Source organism: Vibrio vulnificus NBRC 15645 = ATCC 27562 (assembly GCF_002224265.1).
Taxonomy (GTDB): Bacteria; Pseudomonadota; Gammaproteobacteria; order Enterobacterales; family Vibrionaceae; genus Vibrio; species Vibrio vulnificus.
In genome coordinates this window covers 1,038,616-1,053,369 of the sequence record NZ_CP012882.1, presented here as the reverse complement: position 1 = coordinate 1,053,369, position 14,754 = coordinate 1,038,616, and the positions used below count along the sequence as shown (strand labels likewise).

Sequence of the window (14,754 nt, the reverse complement as noted above, 5' to 3'; positions counted from 1 at the left end):
GAATGGCTGGAATGAAGAAAAATATTTGGCTGCTATATTGGGTCCTCGTGGTGGTTACCATGGGGCTTTTTATCCTTTTTGGCCATAATTTCTATCATTCCAACCTACAGAAATACCAAGATAAGCAACTGCTGCAACTTGAGCTTTTTGCGGCTTCCGTCGACTCACTGTTCAAAAGCCAAGAATCCCTACTCGAAGTGGTTGGGCATCAATTAGTCGAGCAAAGCGATTTCACTCGGACGGCAGCCATGCAGATACGGCCGCTACTCGATAACTTGATGCGTATTCATCCTATTATTGCTGGTTTTGGCCTTGCCAATCCTAACGGTGACTTTATCGCGGTCAGCAGCAATGTCGATTTAGCGCGAGCAGAAAACTTAATCGCCAACCCCGCGACAAAAGTTGGTTTCACCGAAGCACTCAATTCCAATCGTATGGTATTGGGGCATACCTACTATTTTGATGCCATCGATTCCTTGGTGATTCCCATTCGCAAGTCCATTCGCAATCAGCGCGGTGAAGTGGAAGCCGTCATGACCGCGGGACTAAAAGTCGAGTCGACACTGGTTTTTCGCAACAATATTCATGCTAACCCCTACAATATTGTGAGCCTGATACGAGAAGACTTGTACCGCACTTTTGTTTCTGCCGACGCCTCCCTCGTCAATCGTTACGATGCACCCATTGATGATCATCGTTACAAAGAGGTCATCGCCGCGGCGGCTTCTCAGTTATCGCTTTCCGAACCGGAACTCAAAGCTTCTCAAAAAGCCGTCACAGTGACGACAAATGGCCCCCAAGTCTCCTATCTAATGACAGTGAAATACCTGTCGGATTATAAAGTTTGGGCCGTTTCTGCTACTGAAATGCATTTTATTCGTCAACAGTTTTACAGCCAACTCGGCTTCTACTTGCTGATCTTCACTATCTTACAGCTCGCGTTTTACGGCTTAGTGCGCTCGATCGCCAACAACGAACAACAAACCATTGAACGCTTAAATAAGCAAGCGACACACGACACCTTAACTGGCCTGCCAAACAGACTCTATTTGCGCAATAACGTAAACAGTTGGCTCAAAAATAAAACGTCGCCTTTTTCACTGCTGTTCATCGATATGGATAACTTTAAAAGTGTCAACGACACTCATGGTCACGATTTTGGTGACCATGTTCTAAAACAAATCACGCAACGATTAGGTTCATTCAACAACGACCAACGCTTGCTGGTGCGTGAAGCCAGCGATGAATTCATTTTATTGGTAAAAGAGAGCGATCCTGCGTTACTTAAGTCATTGGCCACTACCATGATCGCTAAAATGGCCGAGCCGTATGTGATTAACGACGTTCAGTTCCTATTAAGCTGTAGCGTAGGCATCGCCGTTTATCCCACTCACGGCAATGACCTCGACGCGTTACTTCGCGCCGCCGATATCTCGATGTATCGTGCCAAACAAGAGCGTAACTCGTTCAATATTTTCACCACTGAAATGCAAGAGCAGCATTTATACAAAACGAAAGTTGAACAACGTTTAAGATTTGCGATTGAACAACAAAAGCTCTTTATGGTTTACCAACCTCAGGTTGATATGGATGGCAAGCTGCATGGTGTCGAAGCCTTGGTTCGCTGGCAGGACGAAGAGCTCGGTTTTGTCCCACCCGATCTGTTTATTCCTGTCGCCGAAAGCTCAGGACTCATGGTTAAACTAGGTAAATTCATCATTGAACGCAGTGTCAGTGATATTGCGACTTATGTATTACCACAACGTCAAGACTTGAATCTCTCAATCAACATATCTGTGAAACAGTTTATTCAGCAGGATTTTGCTGAGCACCTTCTCACCACCATCGACACAGCAAGACTCGATAGAAAACGCATTACGCTCGAAATTACAGAAAACCTGTTTATTGAAGATCTTGAGCAGTTCAAACCCATTTGTAACGAGATGAACCACCAAGGGCTTAAAATCTCTCTGGATGATTTTGGCACCGGCTATTCCTCGTTAAGCATGCTGAAAGATCTACCCATTGATGAGCTGAAGATCGACAAGAGCTTTGTTGATCACATTGAGAATGACGCAAAGTCTTTCAACATGGTCAAAAACATCATCGCTATCGGGAAAAACTTTGGCATGGCAGTGTTAGCTGAAGGGGTAGAAACGGAGTTGCAAGCGAACAAGCTGGCGGAATGTGGTTGCGACTTGTTACAAGGCTATTACTACGCGAAACCGCTCAATGTCGAGCAACTGCAAAGCTATCTGGACGAACAGACGGAAAAATAGACGCTCATACCCAATTACGGCGAAACAAAAACCCGCTAAAACAGCGGGTTTTTATATAAAAGCCAATGATTGAACTTACTTGCTCGTCATTTCAGCGTGCATGGTATCAACCAATTTACCGCTTGGATCGCCAGAAAGTTCCCACGTAAAGATACCTCCAAGATTCGATTGCTTCGCCCACTGTGCTTTCGCTTTAATCGAGCGCTGATCTTCAAATGAGATAAAGACTTTTTTCTCTGGGTTCCACAAATAAGGTGCTTGAGACTGTTCGTCGTAGTTGTACTGATAGCCTTGTTTCTCTCCATAGTTCTTTACCAGATCCCAGAACATGAAGTAACCATTCTCGCCAGTGCCAAATTGCGCGCCTTGTTCAGAGAGCAAGTCCCCTTTCGGCGCTTGACCGTCATAATCTTGTGTTCCCTGCCATCCACGACCATAGAACGCTGCGCCAATCACGAGCTTCTCACTTGGAATACCAAGTTCAATCATTTGGTTGATGAAAACATCTGCGCCCATACCCCACCAACTGCGTTCTGTTGCATGCAAATTGGTAGTGTGTCCGGTCTGCTGCCCCCACCCACCGAGGAAATCGTAGGTCATTGCAAACATGTTGGTGAGATAAGGCTGTGCGGCTTTCCAATCGATTTGTGCCGCTTTCGCGCCCACACCAACCGCTGTTGATAGTTCATACTCTCGATTGGTTTTCTTTTCTAACGCGTCAAGATCGGCACGCAACGTTTTGACTAGGTAAGTAAAAGCATCACGCTCTGCCACTTTCTGTTCATCAGACAGTTTCGTCGCAGGATTCCAAGGGGACGTGGTTAAGCCACCACCACCAGGGTATTCCCAATCCAAGTCAATACCATCAAAGAAGTCATATTGTTTGATAAGTTCAACGGCGGTTTTCGAGAACTGCGCCATTGCTTTAGGATCCTTGGCCATTGCATGGAAAGGCTCGGACATGGTCCAGCCACCAAAAGAAGGGAGAATTTTAAGATCTGGGTGCTGCTTTTTCAGTTCTGCAAGCTGGGCAAAATGGCCTTTGAATGGTACCTTCACCGAGACGTTGCCGAAGTCTTTTTCTAAGGCGGCTTCGGTATCAACGACAATCGCACTGAATGGCTCTTTGCCTTCACACTGTTTGGCTACCAACTTTTGTACCGTCTCTGATGCTCCAGTGTGAGGACCACACATGCTTAAAAAGGCGTAGATAACATGAGTCAGCTTTTCTGCAGGTATGTCTTTTACTGTATATGGATTAGATGCATTCGCGTACTGCCAGTCAGCAAAATAACCCGCAACTACTTTTTCTTGTGCCATTACGCTGCCAGCAAACGTGCTGAGTAAAGCAGCGGTTATCAGTGTTTTTTTCATAAGTCCCTCCAAGTAACTGTTTTAAAAGTACTCCTCGGGATTATTTTCAGCTTAGAAATCAAATCAGGCTGCGAGTCATTTATAAACTCTCGCAGCCTGATTGCACAAGTTGCATAAAAATATGCCACCTGAATTGCTATTGCGCTTTTCCTTGCATCTGCTCGTCAAGGTTCAGTACGGTGAGCGCATTACTCACGCTCGTAGCAATAACGTCAATGGCTCCCGTTCTCAGTGCGCCAAGCAGTGCTAATGGCTTACTGTTCTCGGCAGCGATAGCGATGACTTGGGAGATCGGCCTAAACTCTTCAATACCTAGACCAATCACACGATCACTCATCACCGTATTCGCGACGTTGCCATAAATATCGAAAAAGTCATAACCCGCAAAATCCCCCACAACCCCTTGCTGTAAGCGAGACTGCACCACTTCATCGGGGGTAAACCACCCTAGATCGACCATATAGCTGTTTTCACTCATGTCACCGATGCCAATCAGGGCGATGTCGGCTTTACGCGCAAGATCGAGGGTCTGTTTCACTGTCGCGTTTTGCATGAAGGCCATCTTCTGCTCGCGGTTTTCGGCGTACGCCGGCGCATAGAGTGTTTCTGATGTGCCACCATATTTTTTCGCCAACTGGCGGCAAATATGGTCAGCGTTAAACATACCGCCGCGAGGGTGAATGCCACCAATCCCACAGACAAATTTGCAGTCACGCGGGGTAATGACACCAACGTGGTGCGCAACCGCAGAGACATTTCGCCCTTGCCCAACCGACACCACCATGCCATTTTTTAATGTGCTCGTTAGGTAGTTTGACACCAAACCAGCCACTTGCTGGCGCTGTGCTTCTTCGTGGTGTTGGTCAAGCGCGACTAATGCTCGCTTCACACCAAAGCGTTCAATTAAACGCTGCTCAATTTTGGCACTGAACACCGGGTGATACTTCACGGTGATTTCGACGATCCCTTCGTCCCTTGCTTGCTTAAGCATTCGGCCCACTTTGGCGCGAGAAACCGAAAACTTCTTTGAAATCTCTTCCTGAGTAGCGCCATCCTGATAGTAAGCGACCGAGATCTCCGTCAGAAGATCCGTGCTTTCAATCGATATATCTTGGTTTGAACTGCTCATATTTACTCTCACCCTCATTTCAGAGTGCTATTTTAATCTGTCATTGAGCGTATGCTCATTGACTTAGCATATGTTACACACGATTCTAACCGCAACTTTTGCTCATTGAAATGACATTTTCTCAGTAAAGATTTTGTTAATGACTTTTGCTCACTAAACCTTACTGAGTAAGGGCAAACGTTTAATTGTTGTTTGTTCGATTTTACGCGAAAAAAAACGTTGATGAGCATCACCTTAAAGCTCATTCAACCATTGACTTTCCTACACGTTAGGATAAATATGGACACATCATTTACTCAGCCATCGAGCAAATGTTCAAAACAAATGTTCGGTCGCTAAATTTTTTCTGATGAATAGAGCGTGCATTGTAAAAATCGCACTAAACTATTCGCTAGTCAGTTTACAAATGTATTGGCTTAGGTGTGTACACCGAGCGATAGCCCGTTATATAGGATGATCGATTATGAGCAACAAGTTAGAGCAACTTCGCAAGCTAACAACTGTCGTAGCAGACACTGGTGAAATTGATGCAATCAAAAAATACCAACCAGAAGATGCAACAACAAACCCTTCTCTGATTCTTAAAGCTGCTCAAATCGCTGAGTATGCGCCTCTGATCGATGCTTCTATCGAGTATGCAAAAACTCAAAGCGATGACAAAGCACAGCAGGTTCAAGACACTTGCGACATGCTTGCAGTAAACATCGGTAAAGAAATCCTAAAAACAATCCCTGGTCGTATTTCTACAGAAGTGGACGCACGTCTTTCTTACGACATGGAAGGCAGCGTAGCGAAAGCTCGTCAGCTAGTAAAAATGTACAACGATGCTGGCATCACAAACGATCGCATCCTTATCAAACTAGCGTCAACTTGGGAAGGTATCCGCGCAGCGGAAATCCTAGAGAAAGAAGGCATCAACTGTAACCTGACTCTACTATTCTCTTTCGCTCAAGCGCGTGCTTGTGCTGAAGCGGGCGTATTCCTGATCTCTCCATTCGTTGGTCGTATCATGGACTGGTACAAAGCGAAAGAAGGTCGCTCTTTCGAAGCTCAAGAAGATCCAGGCGTACTGTCTGTGACTAAGATCTACAACTACTACAAAGAGTACGGCTACAAAACCGTCGTTATGGGTGCAAGCTTCCGTAACATCGGTGAGATCCTAGAACTGGCTGGTTGTGACCGTCTGACTATCGCGCCTGCTCTACTTGCAGAACTTGAAGCGGCTGAAGGTGAAGTGGTTGAGAAACTGGTTGACTCTAAAGGCACAGCAGAGCGTCCAGCACCAATGACGCACGCGGAATTCCTATGGGAGCACAACCAAGACCCAATGGCGGTTGAGAAACTGGCAGAGGGTATCCGTAACTTCGCCGTTGACCAAGGCAAACTAGAAGCGATGATTGCAGCGAAACTGTAATCACACAGAATCAAACTAGGGGAACGCAAACGTTCCCCTACTTATTTCCTCTTTAGACTCAAATAATATTCGGTATTTATTATGGATCGTAAACATTTAGCTAATGCAATCCGCGCACTCAGCATGGACGGCGTACAAAAAGCAAACTCAGGCCACCCAGGCGCACCTATGGGTATGGCGGACATCGCTGAAGTTCTTTGGCGTGGCCACCTAAACCACAACCCATCAAACCCAGAGTGGGCTGATCGCGACCGTTTCGTACTCTCTAACGGCCACGGCTCGATGCTGATTTACTCGCTACTGCACCTAAGCGGTTACGAGCTTTCTATCGATGATCTGAAAAACTTCCGTCAATTGCATTCTAAGACTCCGGGCCACCCAGAATACGGCTACGCGCCTGGTATCGAAACAACCACAGGCCCTCTAGGTCAAGGCATCACCAACGCGGTTGGTATGGCAATGGCTGAGAAAGCGCTCGCAGCGCAGTTCAACAAAGAAGGCCACGACATCGTTGACCACTTCACTTACGTGTTCATGGGTGATGGCTGTCTGATGGAAGGTATCTCGCACGAGGCATGTTCTCTAGCGGGTACGCTAGGCCTTGGTAAACTGATTGCATTCTGGGATGACAACGGCATCTCTATCGACGGCCACGTTGAAGGTTGGTTCTCTGACGATACGCCTAAGCGTTTCGAAGCGTACGGCTGGCACGTTATCCCAGCTGTGGATGGTCACAATGCTGAAGCGATCAACGCAGCAATTGAAGCTGCTAAAGCGGATCCTCGCCCAACTCTAATCTGTACTAAAACTATCATCGGTTTTGGTTCACCAAACAAATCAGGTTCACACGACTGTCACGGTGCACCACTAGGTGCGGAAGAAATTGCCGCAGCTCGTGAGTTCCTAGGTTGGGAACACCCAGCATTTGAAATCCCTGCTGACGTATACGCAGAGTGGGATGCAAAAGCAGCTGGCGCGGCAAAAGAAGCCGCTTGGAATGCGAAGTTTGATGCGTACGCAGCAGCGTACCCAGTCGAAGCTGCGGAGTTTAAACGCCGCGTAAATGGCGAACTGCCAGCTCAGTGGGAAGAGAAAGCAAACCAAATCATTGCAGATCTTCAAGCAAACCCAGCGAACATCGCATCACGTAAAGCATCGCAAAACGCGCTAGAAGCGTTTGGTAAAATGCTGCCAGAATTCATGGGCGGCTCTGCTGACCTAGCGCCTTCTAACCTCACCATGTGGTCGGGTTCTAAATCGCTAGAAGCAAACGACTTCTCTGGTAACTACATCCACTACGGTGTACGTGAATTTGGTATGACTGCGATCATGAACGGTATCGCGCTACACGGCGGTTTCGTTCCTTACGGCGCAACCTTCCTGATGTTCATGGAATACGCACGTAACGCAATGCGTATGGCCGCTCTGATGAAAGTGCAAAACATCCAAGTTTACACACACGATTCTATCGGTCTTGGCGAAGATGGCCCAACTCACCAACCGGTTGAGCAAATCGCATCGCTGCGTCTAACGCCAAACATGAGCACATGGCGTCCATGTGACCAAGTGGAATCGGCAGTTGCATGGAAACTGGCGATTGAACGTAAAGATGGTCCATCGGCACTGATTTTCTCTCGTCAAAACCTAGCACAGCAACCACGCAGTGCTGAGCAAGTGGCAGACATCGCCAAAGGTGGTTACATCCTGAAAGACAGCGATGGTAAGCCTGAGCTGATCCTAATCGCGACGGGTTCAGAAGTTGAGCTAGCAGTGAAAGCGGCTGAACAACTAACGGCTGAAGGTAAGAAAGTACGTGTGGTTTCAATGCCTGCTACTGATACTTTCGACAAGCAAGACGCGGCTTACCGTGAATCTGTATTGCCATCAGACGTAACGGCACGTATCGCTATCGAAGCGGGCATTGCGGATTTCTGGTACAAGTACGTTGGTTTCGACGGTCGCATCATCGGTATGACGACTTTCGGTGAATCAGCACCTGCTGACCAGCTGTTCGAAATGTTCGGTTTCACGGTAGAAAACGTGGTGAACACAGCGAAAGAACTTCTCGCGTAATCACGATTTCAGACCAAATCGAATTCAAAGCCCTGCTTTATTTAGCGGGGCTTTTTATTATCCTTACAATCTTGCCATGTCGAGCGAGGCTAACACACCCGTCGATTTTGCCCACCTTCCACTGGCTGCACAAACGCACAAACCGCTTTCTTCTTGCATCAAGCATTCTGTTTGCCATCTTTCATCTATAGTTAAAACATCACCGCTATCAAGCCGTCACAAGAAGCGATGCCCGATCCAAAAACACCCCTAAGCTATTGAGGAAGTAACATGGTGAGCAAACGAACTATTCACATACTGTGGTTGTCTCTAGTTTCCTTGCCCTGCTTCGCAGCGGATTTGACGGTAAGGGTACTCACTCAACAACGGGAACCGCTTGAAAACGCGGTCGTGCTTCTCAAGTCAGAAGCGCTTCTTCAATCTCTCCAGCCGATGCCTGTCACTGAATTAAGCCAAAACCACCGAACTTTTACCCCGAATGTATTGGTGATCACTAAAGGCAGTGCTGTTGAATTTCCTAATCGTGATAGAGTTCGACACCATGTTTACTCGTTCTCAAACGCAAAAACATTTGAACTCAAACTCTATTCAGGTCGGCCTGAAAAACCCGTCGTGTTTGATAAGGCGGGGGTTGTTGAGATTGGCTGCAATATTCACGATAGCATGCTGGCATGGATTCTAGTCTCCGACACGCCACTCTTTGCCAAAACAAACAATCAAGGTGAAGTGTATTTCACACAGCAACAAGCCGATACCTATCAGATTGAAGTGTGGCATTCTGCGTTACCCTTTGGCTCTCCCTTAGTCACTCAAAGCGCCGTTTTAACTGAAAACAATACTGCTGTCGAAGTGGTGATGCCCGCGTTAGGAGGGAATCTGTGAACTCGCTATTGGGCCACTACCTACGGACTAGTCTTTCCCGTCGGTTTATCACGTTCGTTCTTGCCTTTCTCATTTCGATCCAATTTGTCAGTTACACATTGGTGCAAGTGACGGTAGAAGCCCACATTCGCGAAGAGATACGAGAGACGCTCGAGGTCTCGAAGCGAGTATGGGATCAGTTATTGACTCAAGCCAGTTTCCGTTTACAAGAAAACGCCGACCTACTGGCATCTGATTTTGGCTTTCGCACCGCGGTAGCCACCCAAGATCAACAAACTATTACCTCAGCACTGCAAAACAACGCAGCCAGGGTGGATGCCTCTATTGCTGTGCTTATCGATCACCAATGGGAACTGCAGGCGCTGTCTGAAGACAACATTTCCGAAGCCTCACGCAAAGATCTCGTCACCGCCATTAAACAGTTTACGACCGCGAGGCCATACCATCTCATGATCTACAAAGGTAAGCCGACTCAGTTTGTCCTCGCGCCAATCAGAGCGCCGCGCATTATTGGTTATGTGCTGTTTGGTTTTGAGGTCTCCCACCAGCGTATCAGTCTTGCAAGCCAATTGGCTGGAGTTGATATTGCGCTACTTTCATCTCTCAGCGATTCATCGAACATTTACGTGGTATCAAACGAAGCGCCAATAAAAGCCTACTTCTCTTCCTTGCCTGAACCTCGCACCATCGCGAGTTCAACTATGCAGGATCGCTCCATCGCCGACAGAATCTTCGTCACCGAAACGCTGACGGAAAAACTGCCGAACCAGCATTGGATTCACGTTGTTTTCCTTGAATCTTTGGATGCGGCAAGCCTTCGCTTTGATAAGCTTGCGTCTCAATATTTATGGGTATCTGGATTGGCGATTGTGCTCTTCACTCTTGCCGTTCTCGCCTTATCTCATCGCGTTATCCGCCCTTTAATCACACTCACCAAAGCAACCAAAGCACTCGCCGACGGCAACTACACGGCAACGATTGAAGGTACACAGCGTCCTGATGAAATTGGTCAACTGACACGGGGATTTGATCAAATGCGCGGACGTCTTGAGGAGCAAAAACAGACCATCACTCAACTCGCTTACTTCGATACTTTGACGCATCTCCCAAACCGGGAAAACTTCCGACAACACTTGAAACAAGCGCTGGCCCATCCATCGCTCAAGTCAATTTCGGTCATCACCATCAACCTAGACCGCTTCAAACACATCAATGATGTACTGGGTTACCATGTTGGCGATGCGGTGTTGCAAGAGATGGCGCAAAGACTCACGTTAACCTCGGAAAGCATTTCTCTTTTTGCGGCTCGAATCAGTGGTGACGAGTTTGTGTGTGAAATTAAAACCAACAGTGGTGAGCTGGCTGACAGTGTTGCAACGCTCAAGCAACGTCTTGATACCCCTTTCTATATCAACGATACCCCAATTGATATCAGTGTCTCTATCGGAGTCGCCACTTGGCCAAGCGATGGCGGGGATGTTGACAGCTTAATCAACGCCTCCCAGATCGCCATGTACAGCGCCAAACGCAAAAAAGAACAAGTGGTTTTCTACGACAGTGCCTTAGTCACCGCCATTCCCGAGAACCTTTCGCTATTGTCAGAATTGAGGAAGGCGCTATTACAAAACGAGTTACGCGTCTATCTTCAACCCAAAGTCACGGCCACAACCAAAGTGGTGTCGTCAGCAGAGGCGCTGATTCGCTGGCAGCATCCGGAAAGAGGCTTGCTTGCCCCCTTCTTCTTTGTGCCTTTTGCTGAACAAACGGGTTATGTAAGGGAGTTGACGCGCTGGATGATACAACAAGTAATTCAGCATTGGCGCGAGTTACAACCACTCTCCGGTCAACTGACCATTTCGGTCAATCTCTCGACGTGGGATTTGATTAACCCGCAACTAATCGATGACTTAAAACACTGGCTCAGCGAATACAATGTTCCTGCCAGTGGCCTCTGTTTAGAAATCACGGAAAGCGCCATCATGGATGATCCAGCAACATCAGAACTGACGTTGCTGCAGTTGTCTCAAATGGGCTTTCATCTCTCTATCGATGACTTTGGTACTGGCTATTCTTCCCTTGGCTATCTACAGCGGTTACCCGTCAATGAATTGAAAGTCGACAAATCGTTTGTCTTAAACATGCTGGAAAATCCAAATGATAAGGTGATCGTGAGTTCCACCATCCACCTTGCGCATAGTTTAGGGTTACAGGTGGTGGCAGAAGGCGTGGAATCCTACGCCTTATTTGAATCACTTAAAGAGCTAGGCTGTAATGAAATACAAGGCTATTGTGTAAGCAAACCAATAGCCTTGGAAGAATTTATTGCATGGCGAGAAGAGTGGATGCAATCGAACCCATACACGGTGGAGAGTTTGCAGAAAAAAGGTTAGAACCCGCCGAATCAAACAGCGACGGGGTTTGCTTTTATCATCGCTGCACCTATTTCTCTTCAAATCGATAGGCAAGCTGATAGAAATCGTCCACTCGAGACTTCAGCTTCTGGCTGTTTTCTTCCACGGAATAGGTCGCTGCAAGATTTTGTTCCGAAGTGGTCACAATCGAATGAATGTGTTGATTCACCTGACTGGAGAGTTGCATTTGATTGTCCGCCGACGCTGCTACTGTCTCCATCAATTGACTCATAGAGCACATCATTTTCTCCACCTCCAATAATCGTTCAGCGCTGATTGCGGCGACTTCTGAACACGATTCCGTTTGCTGTTTATTCTCTAGAATGTCGTTTTGCCAAGATTGAATGGTAGCCAGCATGGTGTCGATACTGCTTCTAATTTGCAGTGTGGCATTTGACGTTCTGCCCGACAATGCACGAACTTCATCAGCGACCACCGCGAAACCTCGACCTTGCTCACCGGCCCTAGCCGCTTCAATCGCAGCGTTCAAAGCCAGTAAGTTCGTTTGTTCCGCAATGCCACCAATTTCCTCCATAAACTGACTGACTTTCTGTGCCTGTTCGGATAACTGATACGTTGTTGCCGTCGCTTTTTCAGCCTGCAGCATCAACTGTTCTAAGTTCCGATGGGTTTGATCGATACTTTGCTTTGCCGCAACGCAGCGCTGAGCTGTTTCTTCGATTAGGCGATCAGCGTCTTGCGTGCTGCTCACTACTGATTGAGCCGCCACCTCCATCGAGTCCGTCGCTTGTTGAACTTGGCGAATATCCGACGCCTGCTGACCCAACGCTTGTGACACTTCCTCTGTCGTCGCACTCAAATCATCTGCCAATTGCTGTAAAGGTCTAGCAGAATCCGTCATCCGCCCCAGGACCGTGCGAATGCGAGCCGACGCCATTTTTAAATGAAAATCAGCGATAGAGAACTGGTTTTTTCCGGAATAAATTAAACGACTCACGCTATCAAATTTACTTTGTAGCGCCTTTAACTGCTGAGGTGTATCAATTAACTCTTGCCTAAACAGCAGTGCCAATGTAGTCAAAGGCATCAAGTTGGCCAAAACAGAATACGTGCCGTCCAAACTCAGCATTTGCGCAAGCACCGGTGCCGAGATAGAACCCAGCAAGATCGCGTATCGAAGTGAATCATTCAGTTTGAGTGACCACCGCCGGCCATTTCGCTCCGCATCCAGTAAAGAGTGATACGCTTTCGAAGCTATCTCGACCCATTCGCGTTTTGGCTTGACACGCACTGATTGGTAGCCAGACATCACACCATTTTCATAAATGGGCGTCACATAGGCATCAACCCAGTAAAAACCACCTGACTTGGTTCGATTTTTCACGATACCTCGCCAAGCTTTCCCTTGCTTTAGGTTTTGCCACATATCGCCAAATGCCGCTTTGGGCATATCACTGTGACGCACAATATTGTGGTTTTCACCCAACAGTTCTTGTTCACTGAATTCGGCGATTCGGCAAAATGCCTCGTTACAATAGGTGATCACACCTTTTAAATCAGTAGTAGAAACGAGCTGTTCGTGCTCTTTCAGGAGAGTTTCATGAGCTGAATTAGAAATAAGTGCTGACATTATAAACTTTTGTTATGGAGAGTAATTGTGGGCAGATATATACACAATATTTCTCTTTATTACAAAATGTTGATATCAAATTTTAAACTAACCAACACATTTCACACACATCCAGTTTCTTAATATCAATATGGTGTGAGCTAAAATGAGAACAAAAGACATGAGTGATTTTAAAATAGACAGAAGTTAGCACCTTCTCTATGGCTCGCAAAAGCAGGACTCTTATCGCTCTTTTCACTACGCATCACATTGAAAAAGAAAAGCCAGCGAATCGCTGGCTTACTCAATAACACAATGGGAGACTAAACAGGGCTATTTTGCTCGGCGAGCTGCCACTGCATTTGCCAATTGGCGAAGCACAGTTTCAGTATCTTCCCAACCGATACAAGCGTCGGTAATCGACTGACCATAAGTCGCCGCTTTACCTTCCACAAGATCTTGTCGACCTTCCACAAGATGTGATTCGATCATCACCCCAAAGATAGCTTCTTCACCAGCCGCTAGCTGCTCAGAGACATCGTCTGCGACCAACATTTGACGCTTATACTGCTTGGAGCTGTTGGCGTGGCTGAAGTCGATCATCACTTTTTGTGGTAAACCCGATGTAGCTAGCTCTTCTTTTACTGCTGAAACATGCGCTGCACTGTAGTTTGGCTCTTTACCACCACGCAAAATAATGTGGCAGTCCGGATTACCCGCGGTTTCAACGATAGCAGAATGGCCGTATTTCGTTACCGATAGGAAATGGTGAGAAGCACTTGCTGAGCGAATCGCATCACTTGCAATCTTAATGTTGCCATCCGTGCCATTTTTAAAACCAACCGGACAAGAAAGACCCGAGGCCAGTTCACGGTGAACCTGAGATTCCGTGGTACGCGCACCAATAGCACCCCAACTGATCAAATCTGCCACATACTGTGGTGTGATCATGTCAAGGAACTCACTCGCCGTTGGAAGACCCATATCGGTAAGATCCAACAACAGTTTTCGGCCCATTCGTAAACCATCATTCAACTTGTAGGTATCGTTGAGGTACGGGTCATTAATCAAACCTTTCCAGCCCACCGTGGTACGTGGCTTTTCAAAGTAAACGCGCATAACAATTTCAAGATCACCTTTGAGTTCGTCACGCAGCGTTTTCAAACGCTTGCCGTATTCAACCGCGGCTACAGGATCGTGGATAGAGCAAGGGCCGACAATAACCAGCAGGCGATCGTCTTTGCCGATGAGAATGTTGTGAATGTCATTTCTCGATTGGAAGGTTGTCGAAGAAGCGGTTTCAGTCGCTGGGTACTTCTCTAAAACAGCTACTGGTGGAAGTAACTCTTTAACGTTATTAATTCTTACATCATCTGTTTGGAACATTGCTTCTTCCTATCACTATCTCTGGGCGAAAATTTTAGGGATACGGCTACCGACCGCCCTTTCTTCTTGGTATAGGCAAGTAACTTATCGGCAGAAAAACAATACCGCAAGCACTTTTTTTAAAAGAAGGCAAATTTTTAAATAATTTTACGCTTTACATGCTATGTAAAAAAATAATTACACCCAAACATAGTTGTCTTATTCTTTAGAAATTAGCATTTGTACGAATCTATTGG

Annotated in this window: 9 protein-coding genes; 5 read left to right on the top strand and 4 right to left on the bottom strand. The window is 46.8% G+C overall.

Annotation, left to right across the window (positions count from 1 at the left end; genetic code table 11):
• Nucleotides 1-2: 2 nt before the first annotated feature.
• Nucleotides 3-2,279 (top strand): bifunctional diguanylate cyclase/phosphodiesterase, encoded by a 2,277-nt coding sequence (locus tag AOT11_RS20315; RefSeq protein ID WP_017422637.1) that lies wholly within the window; start codon nucleotides 3-5, stop codon nucleotides 2,277-2,279.
• Between the two features lie 75 nt (nucleotides 2,280-2,354).
• Here the strand turns inward: AOT11_RS20315 and AOT11_RS20310 are convergent, their stop codons facing one another.
• Together AOT11_RS20310 and AOT11_RS20305 are read right to left on the bottom strand one after the other, a co-directional pair.
• The gene (locus AOT11_RS20310; RefSeq protein ID WP_026050803.1) at nucleotides 2,355-3,653 is read right to left on the bottom strand and encodes a glycoside hydrolase family 18 protein; all 1,299 of its coding nucleotides are present in this window, start codon (nucleotides 3,651-3,653) and stop codon (nucleotides 2,355-2,357) included.
• 136 nt (nucleotides 3,654-3,789) lie between these two features.
• Nucleotides 3,790-4,782 carry a sugar-binding transcriptional regulator gene (locus tag AOT11_RS20305; protein WP_026050802.1) on the bottom strand — a complete coding sequence of 331 codons (993 nt, stop codon included), beginning with the start codon at nucleotides 4,780-4,782 and terminating at the stop codon, nucleotides 3,790-3,792.
• A 463-nt stretch (nucleotides 4,783-5,245) separates the two neighbouring features.
• On the opposite strand from AOT11_RS20305, the gene tal reads away from it, so the two are divergent.
• The 4 genes from tal (at nucleotide 5,246) to AOT11_RS20285 (ending at nucleotide 11,541) form a co-directional block, all read left to right on the top strand.
• Nucleotides 5,246-6,196 (top strand): transaldolase, encoded by a 951-nt coding sequence (gene tal, locus AOT11_RS20300; RefSeq protein WP_017422634.1) that lies wholly within the window; start codon nucleotides 5,246-5,248, stop codon nucleotides 6,194-6,196.
• Between the two features lie 81 nt (nucleotides 6,197-6,277).
• Complete coding sequence (gene tkt / locus AOT11_RS20295) at nucleotides 6,278-8,269, top strand: transketolase (protein WP_038939855.1); 1,992 nt, start codon at nucleotides 6,278-6,280, stop codon at nucleotides 8,267-8,269.
• A gap of 270 nt (nucleotides 8,270-8,539) precedes the next feature.
• A complete protein-coding gene (locus tag AOT11_RS20290; RefSeq protein ID WP_017419628.1) occupies nucleotides 8,540-9,151 on the top strand; it encodes a methylamine utilization protein in 612 nt (203 codons plus the stop codon).
• Entirely contained in the window at nucleotides 9,148-11,541 is a 2,394-nt protein-coding gene (locus AOT11_RS20285) for a bifunctional diguanylate cyclase/phosphodiesterase (protein WP_017419627.1), read from the top strand. The genes AOT11_RS20290 and AOT11_RS20285 overlap by 4 nt, the downstream gene beginning before the upstream one ends.
• A gap of 49 nt (nucleotides 11,542-11,590) precedes the next feature.
• On the opposite strand, the gene AOT11_RS20280 is transcribed toward AOT11_RS20285, so the two are convergent.
• Entirely contained in the window at nucleotides 11,591-13,153 is a 1,563-nt protein-coding gene (locus AOT11_RS20280) for a methyl-accepting chemotaxis protein (protein WP_017419626.1), read from the bottom strand.
• A 312-nt stretch (nucleotides 13,154-13,465) separates the two neighbouring features.
• Nucleotides 13,466-14,518: a 3-deoxy-7-phosphoheptulonate synthase AroG gene (gene aroG, locus AOT11_RS20275; protein WP_017419625.1), complete on the bottom strand. Its 1,053-nt coding sequence runs from the start codon at nucleotides 14,516-14,518 to the stop codon at nucleotides 13,466-13,468.
• Nucleotides 14,519-14,754: the final 236 nt, after the last annotated feature.